Source organism: Flavobacteriales bacterium (assembly GCA_021739695.1).
Classification (GTDB): Bacteria; Bacteroidota; Bacteroidia; order UBA10329; family UBA10329; genus UBA10329.
Genome location: JAIPBM010000006.1, coordinates 25,392 through 45,723 on the forward strand (window position 1 = coordinate 25,392; position 20,332 = coordinate 45,723).

Genomic DNA, 20,332 nt, shown 5'->3' on the forward strand with positions numbered 1-20,332 from the left:
GATTACGCAGTTTTTACGTTAAGTCGTTTCAATCTCTTATTGATATTGCCCTGAACCACATAGTGGTCTACAAGTGGAGCCATCACATTCATAAAGAGTATCGCCAACATGATTCCTTCTGGGTATGCAGGATTGAACACACGGATCATTATGGCCAACAGGCCGATCAAGAAACCGTAGATCCATTTTCCTTTATTCGTTTGAGCAGCCGTTACCGGGTCTGTTGCCATAAATACAACTCCGAATGCAAAACCACCAACAATCAAGTGTTGCCAGAAAGGAAGTTGCATCAAACCACCACCTATTCCCATATCTCCGAAGAAATTGAAGATGGCTCCCATCGTTGCTCCACCAAGAACAGCAGCAAGCATGATTCTCCAGCTTCCGATTCCGGTAAAAAGAAGAATGGCTGCTCCAATCAGTACAGCCAAGGTTGAAGTTTCACCTACTGAACCTGGAATAAACCCTAGGAACATATCCTGAGCCGAGAACCGAAGCGTTTCCAATCCACCTTTCATGGCTGCAAGGTCTCCCAAAATGGTTGCTCCAGAAATAGCATCGTTGGTCATTCCTTCATGAATCCAGATCTTATCTCCAGACATGAATGTTGGATAGGCGAAGAACAAGAACGCACGTGCTGTCAAAGCCACATTCAGAATGTTCATACCTGTTCCACCAAACACCTCCTTGCCAAATACTACAGCAAAGGCAACCGCAACTGCCAGCATCCACAATGGAATATCAATCGGCACAATAAGCGGAATAAGCATACCAGTTACCAAGTATCCTTCTTCTACCGAGTGTCCTTTAAACATGGCAAAAGCGAACTCAATGCCCAATCCTACTCCGTAGGAAACAACCACCAATGGAAGAACCTTGATCAATCCAATGGTGAACATATCCATGAAAGAGGCCGTGGCCAACTCGCCCAACTCGCGATAATGTTGATAACCCGCGTTGTACATACCAAAAAGCAGACACGGAATCATGGCCATAATTACTACAGACATGGTTCTTTTCAGGTCGATACCATCGCGGATATGCGCTCCTGTATGTGTTACTTCTTCTGGTGTGAACGCAAAGGTCTCTAACGCATCAATAGCAGTAAGAACCTTATTGTACTTCTCAAACTTGCCCCCTTTCTCGAAAGGAGCTTTCATGTTCTGGAAGGCTGTGTGTAAAAACTTCATCGTGCCTTATCGTTTAACCACATTCTTTTTCAATGAGCTCCAATCCTTCTCTCACGATCTGCTGAACAGCCGTTTTAGAAGTACAGATATACTCACACAATGCAAAATCCTCGTCATCTACTTCGTAAATGCCTAGATTCTCCATCAATTCAATATCACCGATCATAATGGCCTTTACCAAGTGTTGTGGGTAAATATCCATCGGAAACACCGACTCATATTCACCTGTCACAACCAAAGCGCGTGCTTCGCCATTTGTATTCGTATCCAAGTCGTATTTCTTACTTGGCATCAACCATGAGAAATATGATCGAGAAGCTGAGAACTTTCCAAAACCAGGACCGGCCCAACCTTCCGTAATGAAGAATTTGGCATGATCACCTTCAGGAATAACTGTTACTTCCTTATTGAAAAACCCAAGGTGTCCATCCGCAGCCACTTTAGTGCCTGTCAAAATGTTACCGCTTATCAATCGGTTGTTGTCTCCTTCCAAATTCCCTTCAACCAGTGTCGAAATACTAGCTCCTTGAATGGTTTTGAAATACTTAGGAGATTTAACGGAAGAACCAGCAACAGCAACAGTTCTTGAAGCATCGTATTTACCAGTGAGGAAAGCATTACCGATAAGCGCCACATCTTGCGCAGCCACGGTAAACACCACTTCGCCTTTGTTCAATGGTTTGATGTGATGGATCTGAACGCCTACGTTACCTGATGGATGTGGTCCGCTGAACCAGTTGATCTGAACGCCTTTTGCTCCTTTGAAAACCTCATCGGTGTTCATTTCGCGGTGCAAATTCAAATGCACAGGACCATCTGTCAGTTGTTTCAACACCTCCAATCCGGCCTGAAACTCTTTTCCTTTTCCATGCAATACGTAATCGTAATCTGCAGAAAGTGGAGCCGAATCAAATCCGGATACATGGATAGAGATCGGATTGTCAGTTGGACGGGCAGCTGTTCCGTACGGACGTCTCTTGATGAATGCCCAAAGGCACTGATCCAACAAACGCTGCTTCACTTCTGCTCTACTCATACGAGCTGCATCAGCCGCAGGAAATTGAGCGTAGCGCGTTTCCTTATCGCCAAGCACCTTAATGCCCAGTATCTTGCGTTTGGCACCGCGCATAACCTCCACTACCTCTCCGCTTACTGGCGATCCCACTTTCACTTCAGGATAATCCTTGCTGTAAAAAAGTGGCGAACCGGCCAATACTTCCTGTCCTTCCTTCACCAACAATTTGGGTGTGAAATTCTTGAAATCACTCGGTTTGATTACAAACGCACCAGACCTTTCAGCAGTACCTAGCACCTTATCGGCCTCACCCTTCAGAGGAATGTTCAGGCCTTTCTTGATCTTGATGTCTTTTGACATATTCTGTTCGGATTACCGTCCTTAAAATCGCGGCAAATTTAACAGAAAGGCAATAGCGGTTATGACGAATACGGACAGGTTTATAATTTAGAATGGTTCTAAATAAAAAGGGTGGAATCCTTGAAATTATGGTTGACCATAACCTTGGTTGTTCCTTAGACCAGCAGGTAGTCGCCTACCACCACTATTTCCAACCAAGTGTAGTCGGATTCCCTGATCAAACATTGGCACCAAACACTTGCAGCGTGCCGTTCCTTAAGCTGACGATCACACCAAACACTTGCAGCGTGTCATTCCTTAAGCTGCCGATCGCACCAAACACTTGCAGCGTGCCATTCCTTAAGCTGATGATCACACCAAACACTTGCAGCGTGCCGTTCCTTAAGCTGACGATCACACCAAACACTTGCAGCGTGCCGTTCCTTAAGCTGATGATCACACCAAACACTTGCAGCGTGCCGTTCCTTAAGCTGACGATCAGACCAAACACTTGCAGCGTGCCGTTCCTTAAGCTGACGATCACACCAAACACTTGCAGCGTGCTGTTCCTTAAGCTGACGATCAGACCAAACACTTGTGGCGTGGCGTTCCTTAAGCTGACGATCGCACCAAACAACTGTGGCGTGCTGTTCCTTGATCAAGCAAGGCTGCGCCACCGTTGTGGTGCGCAATTGAGAGGAAATAGCAAACTCAGATGTTCTTCGTCAATGATCTGAGGGTTGTCTACGCACCATAGGCCTTGTCAACTATCCAATGGGGGTAAACAGCATAGGGCAAGACATCTGAAACTTGAAAAGCGGAGTTCGGCCCATTGCCGAACTCCGCTTTTTGTTTGCCGTGGTAGGTTCATGGTCTTTGGGCTTACCTTGCTCTCAGCGTGGCAAAGCTTATGAAGTACAGGCCTTCGGGGTTATGGAACTTGTATTGTGTGCTCATGGTCTTTCCGAACATGAAAGTTAGAAAGATCAGTCAGAGACTGATCGTACTTAATTCCACACAAGAGATCCTGCGGAACTCTTGCGCGAGCGGGGACTCAATATGTTTTTGTAGGTACGTTCACTCCTTTATCACTTTGAAAGTATGGTGTATTTCATTCTCCACCACCAACTGCCCGAAGTAGATGCCCTTGGCAAAGGCGCTCATATCTATGGTTAGCGTGTTGGTGCCATTGGTGGCCGCGCCACCGCCTTGCAGAACCTGCCGCCCATGCACATCATAAAGCTGCAACTGGTAATTGCCATGGCTTTGGCCTTGCCAAGTGAGGGTGGTGGTTGAGGTGGTGGGGTTGGGGTTGGGGTAGATCAGAATTTCATCTTCCAACTCGCTTACTTCCTCTACTCCGATGGGTGGCACCTCATTACATTCAACCGGTTCTCCTTCGTATATCCATTTTCCCAAACGCTGGATGGGTTCCGGACTTGAAAATTCCGAGTTCTTTACTTCGGTTCCATATAGGTCGCCTTTGAAAACCGAAAGCTGAAAAGGAATGGGACCGTTCGGTAAGACACACCATCGTTGTCCGTTCCATTTGGCAAATCCACTTGCCGGCATACCATTTACAAATTGGAATCTTCCCGAAACATACAATTCATCTTCAAATACCACGGCATCACCAACAAATGGATTGAGCTGCCCTGTGACTCCATCACCAAGCCGCCAATAACGGTCGCCATCCCAAGCAACAATATGGTTGCCAGGATTTCCAAGGTTTTCTTGGAACTCTCCGTATATGTACAGCATGTCCTTGTACACCGTCAGCCCGCTGACCGCACTGAAGCCACCGAAAAAACCTCCACCTACGTCCTTCCACCCATCAACTGGATTCCATCGGACTATTTCACCCATCCCATTGGGCAACAAAATATTACCGCCAACATATAGTTCGTTCTTATACCATATTGCATTATATGGATCAGCAAAACCTACAGAACCATCGGTCAGTGTATCTGCAATGCCCGAAAAAGAAACCCCATCATAGAATGCTACAGTATGATACATTTCTCCATTGATCTGTGCACCCAATTCGTACATCAATAGGTATAGCGAGTCCCCGAACACCGACAACCCTGAGAAATGGCCTTCAACAAGCCTTTCCCATTCTCCATTCTGGTGCTTGTAAATTCCTCCCAATGGATTTCCGGGCACATAGACATAAGGGATATCATTAAATAAGGATGGAGCAAATATCTGGTACGAAAACGTGTCAGCTGGAATCGTATCTACAGCGGTTCCATCCCATAAATAAACACTGTTTGCCCCACCCCCTTCCTGATTCTGACCTGTAATGAGCATATGCTCATCATCAGCAAAAATGTCCAACGAGGAACCTGTTTCGAATCCTGTATCTTCCCAATACTGCGCCTTGGTAACATTGAAAATTGCCAAAGCCATGAGTAATGTCGTGCTTCTTCTAATCCTCATTCAAAATCAATTTAATGACCCCCGCTCGCGCAAGACTTCCGCAGGACGTCTTGTGTGGAACCTGGTACGATCAGTCTCCAGACTGATCTCAGTAGCATCCTTCCTATTCAAGCATTCCATTTCCATTGCCTCAATATCCAATCCGTTCAACTTCCAGCAGGCCCATGCCATCTGCATAGTTCACTGAGCTACTGTAAATGTACTGCTTTGGAAATTCCGCTATTCAAGTAGGCATCCATGGCTTCTCGCCCACTTTCAACACTTTGCGCCTCAGCCTCATTCCTTACCACCTTCCTTACACTATTTCTCACCCTCCCACGCTTGGTGCAATTCTTGCACTTCATCAACATCAACAGGCACACAGCCAGCACCACTATCCGCCAACCTAACGCCACTCTCCTCTAACCTCAGGTCTCACTCAGCTGAACTCACTGTTCAAATACAAGCACCGCCTCCTTATCTTTGCCACCCGATATGCGCACAACGATCACGTTTTTCCTTCTCACCTTTTTCCTTTTTTCACACGCCTCTTTCGCTCAAGATGACGAATATTTTGATGACACCTTTGTGCGCTACGAAGACCGAGTTTACCAGAACAGCATCAAAACAGTCCAGTTCAATGTCAAGAACGTAGACCTCAGCCTCCCCGTGGTGCAGCTGGGAGGAGGCGAAATGCTCGAACTCTCCTTCGATGACCTCGATGCAGAATACCAGGATTACACCTACACCATCATCCACTGCGATAGGAACTGGAAAGAAACCGGCATCCCATCTTCAGAATACATCGATGGATTCTTGGAAATGAACATCTCCAACTACGAATTCTCCTTCAATACCGTTCAACGATACCTCCACTACTCCTTCAGTTTTCCCAATCAGAATTTCAGCTTTAAACTCTCAGGAAATTACATCCTGCTTGTCTACAAAGACTTCAACCGCGAAAAGCCCATCATCACCCGAAGGTTCCGCGTTTACGAAAACCTGATTCAGATAGAAGCTGCCGTTCGTCTGCCTATGGAAATAAGTAAACGCCAAACCCATCATCAGGTTGATGTGGTGGTAAACTATCCCGACTACGACATTCAGAATCCCTTCCAAAACATTGCCCTACATGTTCAGCAGAATTACCGATGGGATAACATGAAAACAGACATGCAGCCCATTTTCGTCAAAAACGGACAGCTCATTTACGACAACATGGGAGGCGTCACCTTTGAAGGAAGCAACGAATACCGTTGGATAGACACCCGAAGTCTGCGCTACCAGCCAGAGAATGTAAGCGCCATCTGGTACGACCCAGACTCCCTCAAAAACCACGTCTTTCTAATGCCCGATAAGGTTTTCAATAAAGACCACTACGTGAGCACTCCCGATATTAATGGAGCTTATTCCATCGGCATCCGCGAAGGAAACGACCCCAACCGCGATGCAGATTACGTCCTCGTTCATTTCATGTTAAAATACGATGAGCCCCTTACATCTGGTGGTCTCTATCTTTTCGGTGGACTGACCGAATGGCAGATCCAACCCAAATACCGCTTGGATTACAGCTACCGCGATGGGGTTTACGAATGCACCGCCTACCTCAAGCAAGGCTATTACAACTACCAATACATCTACCTGAAGGATGGCGAAACAGTGGGCGAAACAGAGGTGACCGAAGGTTCCTTCTACGCAGCCCGCCAGATCTATACCTTCTATATCTACTACCAACTGATGAGTTCAAGATACGACCGACTGATCGGTCATTCCATCATCACATCTCATTTTTGACCTTTTTCGGCAACGCATTCCAAAAATGATCGTTTATTTGTCATTGCACAACGCGGCATGACCATGATCACACACGGCATAAAAGTATCGGCAAGGGTCAAGTTCAAAGAAGAATACTCTGAACCTGACAAGAATTACTTTGTCTTCTTTTACCGTATCACCATCGAGAATTACAACGATTTCGAGGTCCAATTGCTACGCAGACATTGGGACATCTTCGATAGCAATGGCATAAACACCATGGTAGAAGGCGAAGGCGTGGTTGGCGAAAAACCGATCCTTGCCCCAGGCGAACTCTTCTCTTATGAAAGTGCCTGTAATCTAGAATCAGGCATCGGCAGAATGGCCGGATATTTTGAAATGATGCGTACCGAAAGCGGCATGCTCTTTCGCGCTGAAATTCCGGAGTTCATCATGGAAGTGCCATATATGCTCAATTGAGCTACACCCTGCTTATCGTACAACCATGCGAATTCTAAAATTGCTACTTGTCAGTTGCATTTCCTTAACCACAGCCGTTTCGGGCCAGGTAGGAACGCTTGACAGTACGTATTGGGATGGTGGTGTCCTACAGTTCATGCCAAATAATTTTAATTATGGTCATGTAAGGGACATGACCATAGATACGGATGGACGAATCACTTTTGTTGGATGGATGACCGATCACCATCGAGACTTCGCTGTTTCGGGAAGATTAGAATATAATCAATCTGATTCCGTTTTCGATTTGTATGCAGGTGGTTCGCAGTATAGCTATCCGTTCATTGGGCAATACATATTCGGACCAGGTCTCCACGTAACGACTGGTGCGAACAATAAGACTTTCATAATTACTGGTGGGGGTTCCCTAAATACAAGTAGTAGTTTGATTAGCATCAACTCCTCGGGGCAAACCGCCCACACCGAAGATATAGCCACCTCTGGTTCAGATGGGCCAAAAGTGCGAGAGGAAGGCAGACTCTTTATTCCAGAAAAAGGTGGTATAAGAGGGCTCAACGATGACCTTTCCGCCTTTTATTCATTTGGTCAGGCAGGCTTTACACAACCAATCTCGCACGATTCTATTTACTTTGAAAGTGTATCCTTTCATCCTCAAGGCTATTTTCTAACTTGTGGATACACGATAGATAATGGTGTAAAATCAGGTTTCATCACACGTTTGAATTCGAATGGTGATGTGGACCAATCATACGCAAATCAAGGCATCCAATTACTTGACGAATATGTTGAAGGCCTGATTCCTGTGAAAATAGTTTGTAGAGGCGATGGCTCTTCCATAATTCTTGGAAACACCGACACCTGTGGATATGTCATGAAATTTGATGACAACGGAGCTTTAGACCTAAGCTTTGGATTTGGCGGATTTCAAAAGATTTCCCCCCTTGTAGAATTGGAACATATTGTATTGTCCGAATTACTGGTTCAAGGTGACTCAAAAATTGTCGTTGGCGGAGATCGACTGAGATTCAATTCTTCTGGGATTCAATTGGTGAATGGGCACTTGTTTGTTCGTTTGAACTCTAGTGGAAATTTGGATTCTGGATTCGGTGATAATGGTATTTCCCTTGTTCCGTCCGTTGATACGGTGTATCCACAGAACAATAGACTTTCAGGAATGGAGTTTTACGAAAATAAAATCGTATTTAGTATCAATTCGTACTATTACGATCAGTTTACATTTGCAATGTTAAGTAATGACGTAACGGTTGGAATACCAGAAATTCGAAATAAAGAACGCGTGCTAATGTTTCCGAATCCAGTAGAATCGGGGACGGAAATTACCGTGACCGTAGCAGAGGACATCCGTGACCTATTCTTGTACGATCATTTTGGACAACAACTTTCACATCATCGTGTGGACATTAATCCAAGGGAACCAATCAAGTTTACCATTCCAAATCTACCCAGCGGAGTTTATTTAGTAAAACTTCAAACCCAAGATACTTTCGAGACCTTGAGACTGATGATTAACTAAAGAGAAACTTCCTCGAAAGTATTATCATCTATCATCATTTTCCCATAATCGTTTGTCACTATGTACTTTCGCGGCTCAATTAATATACAAGCAAGTCATGGCAAACGCATTCTATAACGTACCCAAAGCAGTCAACGAGCCTATCCTAAACTACGCCCCAGGCAGTAAGGAGAAAGCCGAAGTGAAAAAGGCTTTGGAATCGCTACGCGCCACAGAAATAGACGCACCCATGTATATTGGAGGAAAAGAAGTAAGAACCGGAGACCTGGTTCGAATGGCTCCTCCTCACGATCACAAACACACCTTGGGTCATTTCCACCGCGGAAACGAAACACACGTAAAATTGGCCATCGATGCAGCTTTGGCCGCCAGAGAAAAATGGGCCAACATGAGCTGGGAGCACCGCGCTTCCATCTTCCTGAAAGCCGCAGACCTATTGGCTGGTCCTTACCGTGCCAAGATGAATGCCGCCACCATGCTTGCCCAAAGCAAGAATGTCTTCCAAGCAGAGATTGATGCCGTTTGCGAATACGCAGATTTCCTTCGTTTCAACGTGGAATTCATGACTGATATTTACAAGCAACAGCCACCCTACTCGCCAGCTCCAACTTGGAACCGAGTAGAGCAACGACCTTTAGAGGGTTTTGTATTCGCTTTAACGCCTTTCAATTTCACTTCCATTGCAGGAAACCTTCCTGGCGCACCAGCTTTGATGGGAAACACTGTAGTTTGGAAACCTGCCGATACGCAGATCTATTCTGCACAGGTGATCATGGAAATTTTCAAAGAGGCTGGATTGCCAGATGGCGTCATCAACCTCGTTTATGTTCGTGGGCCAGTTGCTGGCGATGTCATTTTTCAACATCCGGATTTTGCTGGAATTCACTTTACAGGTTCAACGGGCGTATTTCAAGGCATTTGGAAAACAATTGGCGAAAACATCCACAAATACAAAACATACCCACGCATAGTTGGCGAAACGGGCGGCAAGGATTTCATCATTGCGCATCCATCTTCACTCCCTAAGCAAGTGGCCACAGCCATCGTTCGTGGTGCCTTCGAATATCAAGGACAGAAATGTTCGGCTGCATCCAGAGTTTACGTGCCAAGCAATCTTTGGGAAGAAATTAAGGGATACGTGATTGACGACCTCAAAACGTTCAAAATGGGCGTTGCCGAAGATTTCAGCAACTTCATCAATGCCGTTATTGACGAAAAAGCATTTGATAAAATTGCTGGTTATATTGATAATGCGAAAGCAGATGGCCAGGAGATCATTGCTGGCGGTAACTACGATAAGAGCCAAGGTTATTTCATCGAACCGACCGTCATTGTGGCCAACGACCCGAATTACACCACCATGTGCGAAGAGATTTTCGGACCTGTGGTTACCATCTACGTTTTTGATGAGAACAAATGGGACGAAACCCTCGACATCCTCGACAAGACATCTCCTTACGCTCTCACAGGAGCACTCTTCAGCCAAGACCGCTATGTAATTGAAAGCGCCACCAAGCGCTTAGAAAACTGCGCTGGCAACTTCTACATCAACGACAAACCAACCGGAGCAGTTGTAGGACAACAACCATTCGGTGGCGCAAGAGGTTCTGGCACCAACGATAAGGCAGGTTCCATGATCAATCTGCTGCGTTGGGTTTCTCCACGAACCATCAAAGAAAACTTCGTTCCACCAACGGATTACCGCTATCCGTTCTTAGGAGAAAGCTAAGCGCATAAACAATCTCCTGTTAAAAAAGCCGCCCAACCATATGCTAAACATGGTTGGGCGGCTTTACTTTTACAAGCGTGAAGAAGATTCAAGGCATAGCGCAAAAACTGTATCCGCACGCAAAGAACAAGTTCCTGATGACGGGGCTTGTGTTCTTAGTTTGGATGACCTTCTTTGACGAGAACAACTTCATCACGCTGGTAAAAAACCAACTGAAGTTGTCAGAATTAGAATCCGAGAAAGAGCACTACGTCAACGAGATTGCGCAAAGTACCGCAGACCTCAAACTCCTTCAGAACGACAAGGAGCTACTCGAAAAATTCGCCCGAGAAAAATACCTGATGAAGAAAGATGACGAAGAGATCTTTGTCTTTTCAGTTGAGGATTAAATCCCAACTTCGCTTCAATTCCTAGTACATCAATCATTCATCTCTCATTTTTAATTGAATCCGAAGTGGAATTACTGAAACAATTATGCGCCATTCGCGCGGTCAGTGGTGACGAACGCGCCATGACCGATTTCATTCTCAACTACATTGGCGAAACCGAAAAGAACTGGAAGGTTAAACCGAAGCTTATCCATGGCGATGAATTCCACGAGAACATCATTCTGGTGTTCGGCAAGAAACCGCGCACTGCCATCTTCGCCCATTTAGACAGCATTGGCTTTACGGTCCGCTATGGAAACCAGTTGGTAAAAGTTGGAGGTCCGGTTATTGAGAACAACATCAAATTGGTAGGTTCCGATTCTCAAGGGGAGATTGAATGCAAACTGAAAGTCAGCAAGAAACATCAAACCTTCGGATACAAATTCGAAAGGGAAATTGAGCGTGGTACCAACCTCACCTTCAAACCAGATTTCCGAGAGACCCAAAACCATGTGCAATGCTGCTACATGGACAATCGACTTGGCGTTTGGAATGCACTGAAAGTGGCCGAAACATTGGAAGAAGGAATCATCGTGTTCAGTACGCGCGAAGAGCACGGTGGCGGAGCTGTTTCCTATCTCGGTAAATACATTCAAGAGAAATATGGAGTCCGACAAGCGCTCATTTCAGATATAACTTGGGTAACGGAAGGCGTGCAACCAGGCAAAGGTGTTGCCATCTCCATGCGCGACCGTGGGCTTCCGAGAAGAAGCTACCTCGAACGCATCATCAACATCGCCAAGGAAACAAACATTCCTTTTCAGTTAGAAGTGGAAGGTGCAGGCGGAAGCGATGGTTTGGAGTTGCAGTCATCACCTTATCCTTGGGAATGGGTTTTCGTTGGCGCTCCAGAAGATAACGTTCATTCGCCCGATGAGATTGTTCACAAGGACGACATCACAGCCATGACCAACATGTATAAGGTATTGATGGAGAAACTTTAAGGCTTCAGGTAGCGATTTGCAGCATCCACAATTACCTGCGGGGCACGCTGCGGCTTCATCGTTTTGCTATCCACAAAAACCAATTGGGTCAAAGCCGTATTCAATAATTCGCCTTTTGAATTCCACGTTTCATACTCAAACGTAATACGAGATCGCGGAACTTCTTTCACCCGCGTCACGATGGTCAGTTCTTCATCATAGAACGCTGGTTTCTTGTACTCAATCTCATATCGAATCACCGGCATCATGATTCCAGACTCTTCCAATTCGAGGTAATTGATGCCTAAAACGCGCATCGCTTCTACCCTTCCAACTTCAAAATACGTGGCATAGTTGCCATAATAGACATAGCCCATTCTATCAACCTCAGAATAACGCGTCCTGATCTTTGTGCTGTGTTCAAACATGCGATTAAGGTATCATTAATTGTTTTTTGACGACCATTGCTTCCACTAAGCTTCTTTAATTTGCGCCATGCGTTTTCTCTGGTGCATTTTACTGCTGAGTGCCTGTTCGGGATCAATGACCGAATATCGTGCAATTCCATTGTCGGATTCCATTCCTGATGATGCCATCGCTGAATCGATGATCTTCCCATATCGCGACAGCTTGGAACTGTCTATGAACACGGTTCTTGTTGTGAATGATAAGACGCTGACGCGAGGAATTCCAGAAAGCACCTTAGGAAACCTGATAGCCGACCTTCTGCTCGAACGAGCGCTTATCGAAATGCCCGATTCAGTGCGGCCACTTATCTGTCTCATCAACATTGGCGGATTGCGTGTCGATCTTCCCGAAGGAGAAATTACTGTTGGAAAAGTGTTTGAGCTGATGCCATTTGAAAACGAGATCGATGTGATCAAGCTTTCTCCCGAAAAGGTGGAAGAAATGATGAAATACCTGAATGATGTCGGTGGCCAACCTATTTCTGGCGTGAAGTTGTCGGGCAAATTGAATGCGAGCGGAAAGGCTTTGAACGGCTCGTTCGAAAACGGAGAAGCTATTCTGGACGAAGATTTCGTCTATGTGGTCACCAGCGATTATTTGGCCGAAGGCGGAGACAAAATGGACTTTTTCCGTAATCCTTTGGAAAGAATAAGAACAGGCATCAAAATAAGAGATGCGATCATTGATGACTTCCGAATTTTAGGTCTGGCAGAAAAGCCCTTGCATTCAGAATTGGATGGTAGAATTTCTGTGGTGAGGTTTTAAGTATGAAAAGAAGGAGCTTCATAAAACGATCGGCTTTGGCCAGTGCATCAGTGGCCATGATCGGTGGCTTGAATTCGTGTGGAATAAAAGACTTGGGAAAAGTGAAGTTGACCATTCTTCATACCAATGATGTTCATAGTAGAATTGACCCTTTTCCAATTTCTGACAGCAAATACCCAGGTTTAGGAGGATTTGCCCGAAGGGCGGAAATGATCAAGCAGATTCGGGCAGAAGAAAAAAACGTGCTTCTATTTGATAGTGGCGACATCTTTCAAGGAACGCCTTACTTCAATTATTACGGTGGCGAACTCGAATTCAAACTCATGAGCGAAATGGGTTATGATGCTGCCACCTACGGAAACCACGATTTCGATAACGGAATTGATGGCCTTATGAGGCAATTACCTCATGCCAAATTTCCTTTCATCAATTCCAATTACGAATTGACTGATACTCCGCTTTCGGAAACCACGCTGAAAAACAAGGTCTTTGAAAAAGATGGAGTCAGAATCGGGGTTTTCGGATTAGGCATTCAACTGGAAGGATTGGTCAATCCTAAACTTTACGGAAACATCCGCTACACCGACCCTATTGAAGAAGCGAACAGACAAGCTGCATTTCTCAGAAACGAAGAGAACTGCGACCTCGTGATCTGCCTTTCTCACCTTGGATATGACTACAATGCCGAGAAGTACAACTTTGACACAGATAGAGTTTGCGATAAACACGTAGCTGAAAACAGTCAAAATGTTGATATCATCCTTGGCGGACACACGCATACTTTTCTAGATGAGCCTGATTATGTCATCAATAAAAACGGGCAAAAAGTGATGGTTTGTCAGGTAGGTTGGGCTGGAATTAAACTTGGAAGGATTGACCTACAGCTAGATAGGGTTTCCGGCCTTTTTGGTAGCGCGTATATTGCACCAAAAGTTTCGTAAAGTCAATACCATTTTCATTTTTTTTTCACCTTTCTTTTATCAACTTTTGCCGTGCATTTAAGGGGTTCGGAAGCACGAATTTCAGTACGTTTCTGAAGGGGAAATTCTTAAAGCACTAATGTTAAGCTAGTTGACGTAAAGCGCATGAAGAAAGACTGCAAGGTTGTATGGGATAATTGTCTAGAGGTAATACGAGATAACGTGCCTTATCAGAGTTACCGCACATGGTTTGAACCCATAGTACCTGTTAAGTTGGATGAGAATGTTTTAACCATTCAAGTGCCAAGCCAATTCTTTTACGAGTGGCTTGAAGAACATTACATCTCTTTATTGAAGAAGACAGTAAAGAAAGAGCTTGGTGCAGAAGGAAGATTGGAGTACCAGATCATTATGGAGAATGCTTACAACAACTCTAAGCCTTACTCTGTTCGTGTACCGACAAATTCTGCTACGACCAAGAATCACCCGGTTACCATGCCCATGGACCTTGGACGCTCGGATGCAATCCGCAATCCGTTCATCATTCCAGGACTGAAAAAGGTAAAAGTTGAGTCTCAACTGAACGCCAATTACAACTTCGATAATTTCATTGAAGGCGATTGCAACCGTTTGGCACGCTCTGCAGGTTATGCAGTGGCAAACAAACCTGGTGGAACAGCTTTCAACCCACTCTTATTATATGGTGGTGTTGGATTGGGAAAAACACACTTAGCTCACGCCATTGGTATTGAGATAAAAGAAAAACATCCGAACAAGACTGTTCTCTATGTTTCTTCGGAGAAATTCACGCATCAGTTCATTGATGCAGTAAAAAACAACAGCCACAACGATTTTGTGCATTTCTATCAGATGATCGATGTATTGATCATGGATGACGTGCAGTTTTTGGCTGGAAAAGACAAGACACAAGACGTATTCTTCCACATATTCAATCACTTGCATCAGAACGGAAAGCAGTTGGTATTGACCAGCGATAAAGCTCCTGTTGAAATGCAAGGAATGGAGCAACGCTTGCTTTCCCGTTTCAAATGGGGATTGGCAGCCGACCTTTCTGCACCAGAATTGGAAACACGTATTGCCATCCTTCGCAAGAAAGTTTACCAAGATGGAATTGAACTTCCAGAAGAAGTATTGGAATACCTTGCTTATAGCATCACTACCAATATCCGCGAACTGGAAGGAGCGTTGATATCATTGCTAGCTCAAGCTTCGCTGAACAAAAAATCCATCAACTTGGATCTTGCCAAGCAGATGATTGACAAGTTTGTGAAGAACACAGCTCGCGAGATCAGCATCGATTATATTCAGAAAGTGGTTTCTGATTACTTCGATATGCCGATTGAATTGATGAAATCGAAAACGCGCAAGCGTGAGGTTGTTCAAGCACGTCAGATTGCCATGTTCTATGCCAAGAACATGACCAAAGCATCATTGGCTACCATTGGCGCACAGTGCGGTGGAAAAGACCACGCAACAGTGCTTCATGCGTACCGAACGGTGAACAACCTGATTGAGACGGATAAGCAATTCAGAGGCTACATCACAGACCTCGACAAGAAGATAAAACTTTCGTAAGCCATGGCCGCGCCACGCGTGTTAATGGTCTGTCTCGGAAATATTTGCCGAAGCCCTATGGCCGAAGGCATCCTCAAAAGCAAGGCCCGACTCTCGGGCCTTGTCATTTTTGTGGATAGCGCGGGCACATCCAACTGGCATCAGGACGAACGACCTGACGAACGTGCGATTGCAGAAATGGAACTCAATGGAATCGATATCACGGGTCAGCGTGCACGACCTTTCAAAGTGGCCGATTTTGACCGATTCGACCACATTCTGGTTATGGACACCTCCAATCAGGCTAACGTACTGAGTTTGGCCAGAAATGAAAGCGATGCTGCCAAAGTTCATTTGATGCTCGATTTCGGAAATGAAGTAAAAGGAATGTCCGTTCCTGACCCTTATTACGATGATGGATTCGGACGTGTTTACGAATTGCTAGATTACGCTTGTGACGCATTCATCAAAACATTGAGATGAGTACTGGAACGCTGTATCTTCTCCCCGTTTCGCTAGGTGAGACCAACAACGACAAGCTTTTCCCAAATCTGAATCTTCGGCTTTTTGAGGAGCTGAATTTCTTGGTTGTGGAGAACGAAAAAACAGCTAGACGCTTCATTCGTTCCACCGGAAACAAGCGTGATTTTAATGAGTTGGAGCTGATTTTATTGGACAAACGCACCAAGCTGCACGAAATTTCGCGCCCAATTGAACTGCTTTTACAAGGACAAGATGTCGGCATCATGTCTGAAGCTGGTTGTCCGGGCGTTGCCGACCCAGGACAGATACTGATAGCTGAGGCACACAATTTCAACATTAAAGTTGTGCCACTCATCGGACCATCCTCCATCCTACTCGGCCTAATGGCCAGCGGATTAAATGGTCAAGGATTCACCTTTAATGGATACATCCCTATTGACAAGAAAGAGCGTATTCACAAATTGCGTGACTTAGATGCTGCCGTTGCTCGCATAGGTTTTACGCAAATATTCATGGAAACACCTTATAGGAATCAACATCTATTTGATGATGTCCTAAAAACCTGCAATTCCAAACACAAATTATGCGTGGCTGTGGATATCACCTTGGAATCTGAGCAGATAAAAACCTTGGCCGTTGACGAATGGAAAACCGAGAACATCGACCTCCACAAACGACCTTGCATGTTTCTGTTGGGTAATTGAGAAACTTTCATCGATTCATAGATTCTCGAAGCTCCGAATGTGGCATGCAGAATTGAGTATTTTCGTACAATAACAATTTGATTCTCCTGAAACAAATGATGACACCCAACCTCCCATTAAGATCAATGATTTTAGGTGCATTTGCAGTCATTGGCTTTGCATCGCACACATATGGCCAAAACAACGTTGGCATAGGAACAACCACTCCACATCCTGATGCTATGCTCGAGATCACATCAGGCGGTGGTGAAAAAGGTCTGATCATTCCAAGAATGAATACGCTACAGCGTTTAACATTAGCTCCGAGCACTCAATCTGATGGACTACTCGTATACGATACAGATATCCATCAATTCTGCTATTGGGATGAAAACGCGGCTCAATGGGTGTGTGTTGGAGGAAGCGGTGGTAACACAGGCCCGACCGGACCCGCTGGTGCTACTGGTTCAACGGGATCCTCGGGAGCAAATGGAGCAAATGGAGCAACTGGTCCTGCTGGGGCAACGGGTGCTACTGGTCCAGCTGGTATCAGTGGTGCTACCGGCCCTTCGGGAGCAAATGGAGCAACAGGACCTGTTGGACCAACAGGCGCAGGAGTTCCAGGTGCAACTGGTCCTACTGGACCCGCAGGAGCTGACGGAGCAACTGGTCCTGCTGGACCAACAGGTGCAGGATTGCCAGGCCCTACTGGGCCTGCGGGAGTAACCGGAGTAACTGGAGCAACCGGTCCTGCCGGACCAACAGGTGCAGGATTGCCAGGCCCTACTGGTCCTGCAGGAATAAATGGAGTAACTGGAGCAACCGGTCCTGCCGGACCAACAGGTGCAGGAGTACCAGGCCCTACTGGGCCTACTGGAGCTAATGGAGCAACTGGGCCAGCAGGGACAAATGGAGCAACAGGTCCCGCAGGAGCTATTGGTGCGATAGGACCAACCGGACCGCAAGGACCAGCTGGAAGCGGCACTGGAATAGACTGGACCTCAACCATTTGGATCAATAATAGCAACTATACTGTCCCGGCAGGTGTTGAAGTTGTTCATTTCCACAGCTTGACTGCAAACAGAAGTTTGACATTGGGAACATGCGATGCCACTACGAATGCTCTAAGACAAATTGTAGCTGTAAATCATGGTGGTCGTACCGCCTCAACGTCATCCACACCTGGAACCTTTACCATAAGCCTTACTACTGGCAACACTGCTCGCTTTCCAGGGATCAATTCGTGGGGACCGAGTTCTTCGGGCGATTATAATGTGAAAACATTTGTTTGCATGCCTGTAAACAGTATTTGGTATTGGACATGGCGTTGAACAGTTCGCTTAACTGAAACACCTACATCTTAGCCGGGAATGAACGTTCAAAATCAAATCTGATTTTGATCGATGGACTCACACCCATCCGTTGATTGAAATCTGTAGTGATGCAAATGTTCTATATCGCTCAGTGAGCCATCTTCGGCCTCAACCTTCTGACATATAGATCTACCAAGATCCAACCGGTAAAAATCACTGAAATGCCAATAGAAAATGGCAAGGTGATATTGTACCACTCCGAGAAATACTCGTGGTAACACAAGTTGTACAGTGGTACGAACATGAGAAAGCGCGCTATTTCAACGATGTAGAACCATGGTTTGTTTTCCATGATGGCGCCCACTGAAAGTGTGCTTAAGCAAATAAGAAAGAAGAATGCCACCTGATAGAAGGTGGTCAGATTATCCAATTGTCCCATATAGGCTGTAAGGAAATAGGCAAGGACGAAGAATTGCAGAATCACATATATCTTGAGATGCAATGGCGTTTCTGTTGAGTACTTCTTCACAACTGATGAAGCTTTTTTGCTATGGTCAGAAACCTGACCGAGTAGTTTTCCCAAGTATTCTGGTCCGCGGAAAATGAGCATAAGTTTTTCTTTCAACGTTTTCAAGCGTTTGCTGCCTTCCCACATTTCAACATAAAAATGAACGTTTGACCAGACACTATTCCAGCTGTTCAATGGCGTAGTGATGCCGTAAACCGGTTGTTCATCTTCGTCAATATACGTTCCATGAATTCGGTCCCAAATGATGAAGGTGGCTGCATAATTATGATCAAGGTATTGCTCGTTTGTGGCGTGATGCACGCGATGGTGCGTTGGTGAATTGAAAATGAACTCGAACCATTTAGGCATGTGATCAATCGCCTTGGTATGGATCCAATACTGATAAAGTGTTACCAGTCCAGCCGCCACACCGAAACTCAATAAATCAAATCCAAGCAAAGGAATTGGAAGGAAAATCGGGAATGCGAGAATGTTGTGAAACCAGCTTTGACGCAATGCAACAGTTAGATTGTATTCCTCACTTTGGTGATGAACGATATGCGCGCCCCAGAAAATATTCCATTCATGGCCCCAGCGGTGTGCCCAATAATAGAGATAATCAAATAAGACAATGCAGATGATGGTATTGTACCACGTAAAATCGAGCGTAAACAATCGTAAACGATCGTGTACCCATACAAACAGCATTAGCAGCATCGACTTGGTAAGCGCGCCAACTGCCTGACTGCCTATGCCCAAGTTGAGATTGGTTATACTATCTTCAAAGTTGAAATCCTTCCCTCCTTTCTTTAGGTAATTATGAAGCAGCTCAGCTGCAATAGAAATGAGAAAAAACGGGATGGCCCACAGAATGAAATTCGGATTCATGGCATTAAAAAAGGGGTTCGTGATGAACCCCTAATTTACTTCCTTAATGACGTGAAGTCAAGTGTTTGTGATTATTTCACACTTATAAGTTCCACATCGAAAATCAGATCAGTTCTTGGACCAATTGCCTGACCCGCGCCATGTTCTCCGTAAGCCAGTTGCCAAGGAATTAGCAATCGGGCCTTTTCTCCAACTTTTAACAGCGAAATACCTTCGTCCCAACCTTTTATTACACGACCCACACCGATAGGAAATGAAATCGGTTCGCCTCTAGAAATAGAGCTATCGAAAATGGTTCCGTCTTTCAGATAACCTGTGTAGTGCACAGCGACTGTACTACCAGCAGCAACTGCAGCTCCATCAGTCTTGTTCATTCTGATATATTTTAGTCCAGTTCCTGTCGAAATGGTATCCAAGCCTTCCACTTTGTACGGAACTGGTTTCATCACTTTTTTCACATCTTTCAATTCCACATCAAAGATCAAGGTGGAATTTGCAGGAATGGTTGGTCGGCTCATTGAACCATAACCCAATTCTGCCGGAATGATAAGTGTGGCCGAATCGCCAACGGACAAATAGGCAATTCCTTCATCCCAACCTTTAATCACTCTACCTCCACCAAGAGGAAAAGTAAATGGTTGACCTCGATCGTATGAATTATCAAATGGAGAACCATCTAACAAACGACCTGCGTAGTGAACAGAAACATTATCACCAACTTCAGGCTTCATTCCATCAGCCTTTTTCCAGATAACGTACTTTAATCCGGACGCTGTAGTAATTGTATCATTTGTAACTGCGGCATTTTCTTCTGCAGAGACCGCATCTCCTCCAGCAGCTTTATCGTTGCACTTGGTGGCAACCATCAACATCCACCCGAAGGTGGCTAGTAAAATCACTTTTTTCATAAAAAAT

General features: G+C 45.2%; 18 protein-coding genes and 1 pseudogene. 12 read left to right on the forward strand and 7 right to left on the reverse strand.

Features of this window, described 5'->3' with window-relative positions; translation table 11 throughout:
* Positions 1 to 2: 2 nt before the first annotated feature.
* The 4 genes from K9J17_04975 to K9J17_04990 all read right to left on the reverse strand — a co-directional run bounded on the left by K9J17_04975 (position 3) and on the right by K9J17_04990 (position 4,986).
* The gene (locus tag K9J17_04975; GenBank protein MCF8276069.1) at positions 3 to 1,190 is read right to left on the reverse strand and encodes an NADH:ubiquinone reductase (Na(+)-transporting) subunit B; all 1,188 of its coding nucleotides are present in this window, start codon (positions 1,188 to 1,190) and stop codon (positions 3 to 5) included.
* Between the two features lie 13 nt (positions 1,191 to 1,203).
* Positions 1,204 to 2,565: a Na(+)-translocating NADH-quinone reductase subunit A gene (locus tag K9J17_04980; protein MCF8276070.1), complete on the reverse strand. Its 1,362-nt coding sequence runs from the start codon at positions 2,563 to 2,565 to the stop codon at positions 1,204 to 1,206.
* Positions 2,566 to 2,782: 217 nt separating this feature from the next.
* A complete protein-coding gene (locus K9J17_04985) occupies positions 2,783 to 3,181 on the reverse strand; it encodes a hypothetical protein (protein ID MCF8276071.1) in 399 nt (132 codons plus the stop codon).
* A 440-nt stretch (positions 3,182 to 3,621) separates the two neighbouring features.
* Positions 3,622 to 4,986: a T9SS type A sorting domain-containing protein gene (locus tag K9J17_04990; GenBank protein ID MCF8276072.1), complete on the reverse strand. Its 1,365-nt coding sequence runs from the start codon at positions 4,984 to 4,986 to the stop codon at positions 3,622 to 3,624.
* A 474-nt stretch (positions 4,987 to 5,460) separates the two neighbouring features.
* Between K9J17_04990 and K9J17_04995 the strand changes: the two genes are divergently transcribed.
* The 6 genes from K9J17_04995 (at position 5,461) to K9J17_05020 (ending at position 11,835) form a co-directional block, all read left to right on the forward strand.
* Positions 5,461 to 6,759: a DUF5103 domain-containing protein gene (locus K9J17_04995; GenBank protein MCF8276073.1), complete on the forward strand. Its 1,299-nt coding sequence runs from the start codon at positions 5,461 to 5,463 to the stop codon at positions 6,757 to 6,759.
* A 57-nt stretch (positions 6,760 to 6,816) separates the two neighbouring features.
* Entirely contained in the window at positions 6,817 to 7,200 is a 384-nt protein-coding gene (gene apaG / locus K9J17_05000; GenBank protein ID MCF8276074.1) for a Co2+/Mg2+ efflux protein ApaG, read from the forward strand.
* Positions 7,201 to 7,225: 25 nt separating this feature from the next.
* Entirely contained in the window at positions 7,226 to 8,734 is a 1,509-nt protein-coding gene (locus K9J17_05005; protein ID MCF8276075.1) for a T9SS type A sorting domain-containing protein, read from the forward strand.
* A gap of 97 nt (positions 8,735 to 8,831) precedes the next feature.
* Positions 8,832 to 10,463, forward strand: a complete 1,632-nt coding sequence (gene pruA / locus K9J17_05010; GenBank protein MCF8276076.1) for an L-glutamate gamma-semialdehyde dehydrogenase — start codon at positions 8,832 to 8,834, stop codon at positions 10,461 to 10,463.
* 137 nt (positions 10,464 to 10,600) lie between these two features.
* Positions 10,601 to 10,852 (forward strand): septum formation initiator family protein, encoded by a 252-nt coding sequence (locus tag K9J17_05015; protein MCF8276077.1) that lies wholly within the window; start codon positions 10,601 to 10,603, stop codon positions 10,850 to 10,852.
* Positions 10,853 to 10,974: 122 nt separating this feature from the next.
* Positions 10,975 to 11,835, forward strand: a complete 861-nt coding sequence (locus K9J17_05020) for a M20/M25/M40 family metallo-hydrolase (protein ID MCF8276078.1) — start codon at positions 10,975 to 10,977, stop codon at positions 11,833 to 11,835.
* On the opposite strand, the gene K9J17_05025 is transcribed toward K9J17_05020, so the two are convergent.
* A complete protein-coding gene (locus K9J17_05025; protein ID MCF8276079.1) occupies positions 11,832 to 12,242 on the reverse strand; it encodes an acyl-CoA thioesterase in 411 nt (136 codons plus the stop codon). The genes K9J17_05020 and K9J17_05025 overlap by 4 nt on opposite strands.
* Positions 12,243 to 12,309: 67 nt before the next feature.
* Between K9J17_05025 and K9J17_05030 the strand changes: the two genes are divergently transcribed.
* The 6 genes from K9J17_05030 to K9J17_05055 all read left to right on the forward strand — a co-directional run bounded on the left by K9J17_05030 (position 12,310) and on the right by K9J17_05055 (position 18,039).
* Entirely contained in the window at positions 12,310 to 13,047 is a 738-nt protein-coding gene (locus K9J17_05030) for a 5'-nucleotidase C-terminal domain-containing protein (protein ID MCF8276080.1), read from the forward strand.
* 2 nt (positions 13,048 to 13,049) lie between these two features.
* Positions 13,050 to 13,988 carry a metallophosphatase gene (locus tag K9J17_05035; protein ID MCF8276081.1) on the forward strand — a complete coding sequence of 313 codons (939 nt, stop codon included), beginning with the start codon at positions 13,050 to 13,052 and terminating at the stop codon, positions 13,986 to 13,988.
* 144 nt (positions 13,989 to 14,132) lie between these two features.
* Positions 14,133 to 15,563 carry a chromosomal replication initiator protein DnaA gene (gene dnaA / locus K9J17_05040; protein MCF8276082.1) on the forward strand — a complete coding sequence of 477 codons (1,431 nt, stop codon included), beginning with the start codon at positions 14,133 to 14,135 and terminating at the stop codon, positions 15,561 to 15,563.
* Between the two features lie 3 nt (positions 15,564 to 15,566).
* Positions 15,567 to 16,025: a low molecular weight phosphotyrosine protein phosphatase gene (locus K9J17_05045; protein MCF8276083.1), complete on the forward strand. Its 459-nt coding sequence runs from the start codon at positions 15,567 to 15,569 to the stop codon at positions 16,023 to 16,025.
* On the forward strand, positions 16,022 to 16,729 hold the full coding sequence (locus K9J17_05050) for an SAM-dependent methyltransferase (protein MCF8276084.1): 708 nt from the start codon (positions 16,022 to 16,024) through the stop codon (positions 16,727 to 16,729). Before K9J17_05045 ends, K9J17_05050 begins: the two co-directional genes overlap by 4 nt.
* 125 nt (positions 16,730 to 16,854) lie before the next feature.
* Positions 16,855 to 18,039 carry a hypothetical protein gene (locus K9J17_05055; protein ID MCF8276085.1) on the forward strand — a complete coding sequence of 395 codons (1,185 nt, stop codon included), beginning with the start codon at positions 16,855 to 16,857 and terminating at the stop codon, positions 18,037 to 18,039.
* A 130-nt stretch (positions 18,040 to 18,169) separates the two neighbouring features.
* Here K9J17_05055 and K9J17_05060 read toward each other — a convergent pair whose 3' ends face one another.
* Positions 18,170 to 19,417, reverse strand: coding sequence for a sterol desaturase family protein (locus K9J17_05060; GenBank protein ID MCF8276086.1), 1,248 nt, complete (start codon positions 19,415 to 19,417; stop codon positions 18,170 to 18,172).
* 452 nt (positions 19,418 to 19,869) lie between these two features.
* Positions 19,870 to 20,325: pseudogene (locus K9J17_05065) on the reverse strand (FKBP-type peptidyl-prolyl cis-trans isomerase).
* Positions 20,326 to 20,332 lie beyond the last annotated feature (7 nt).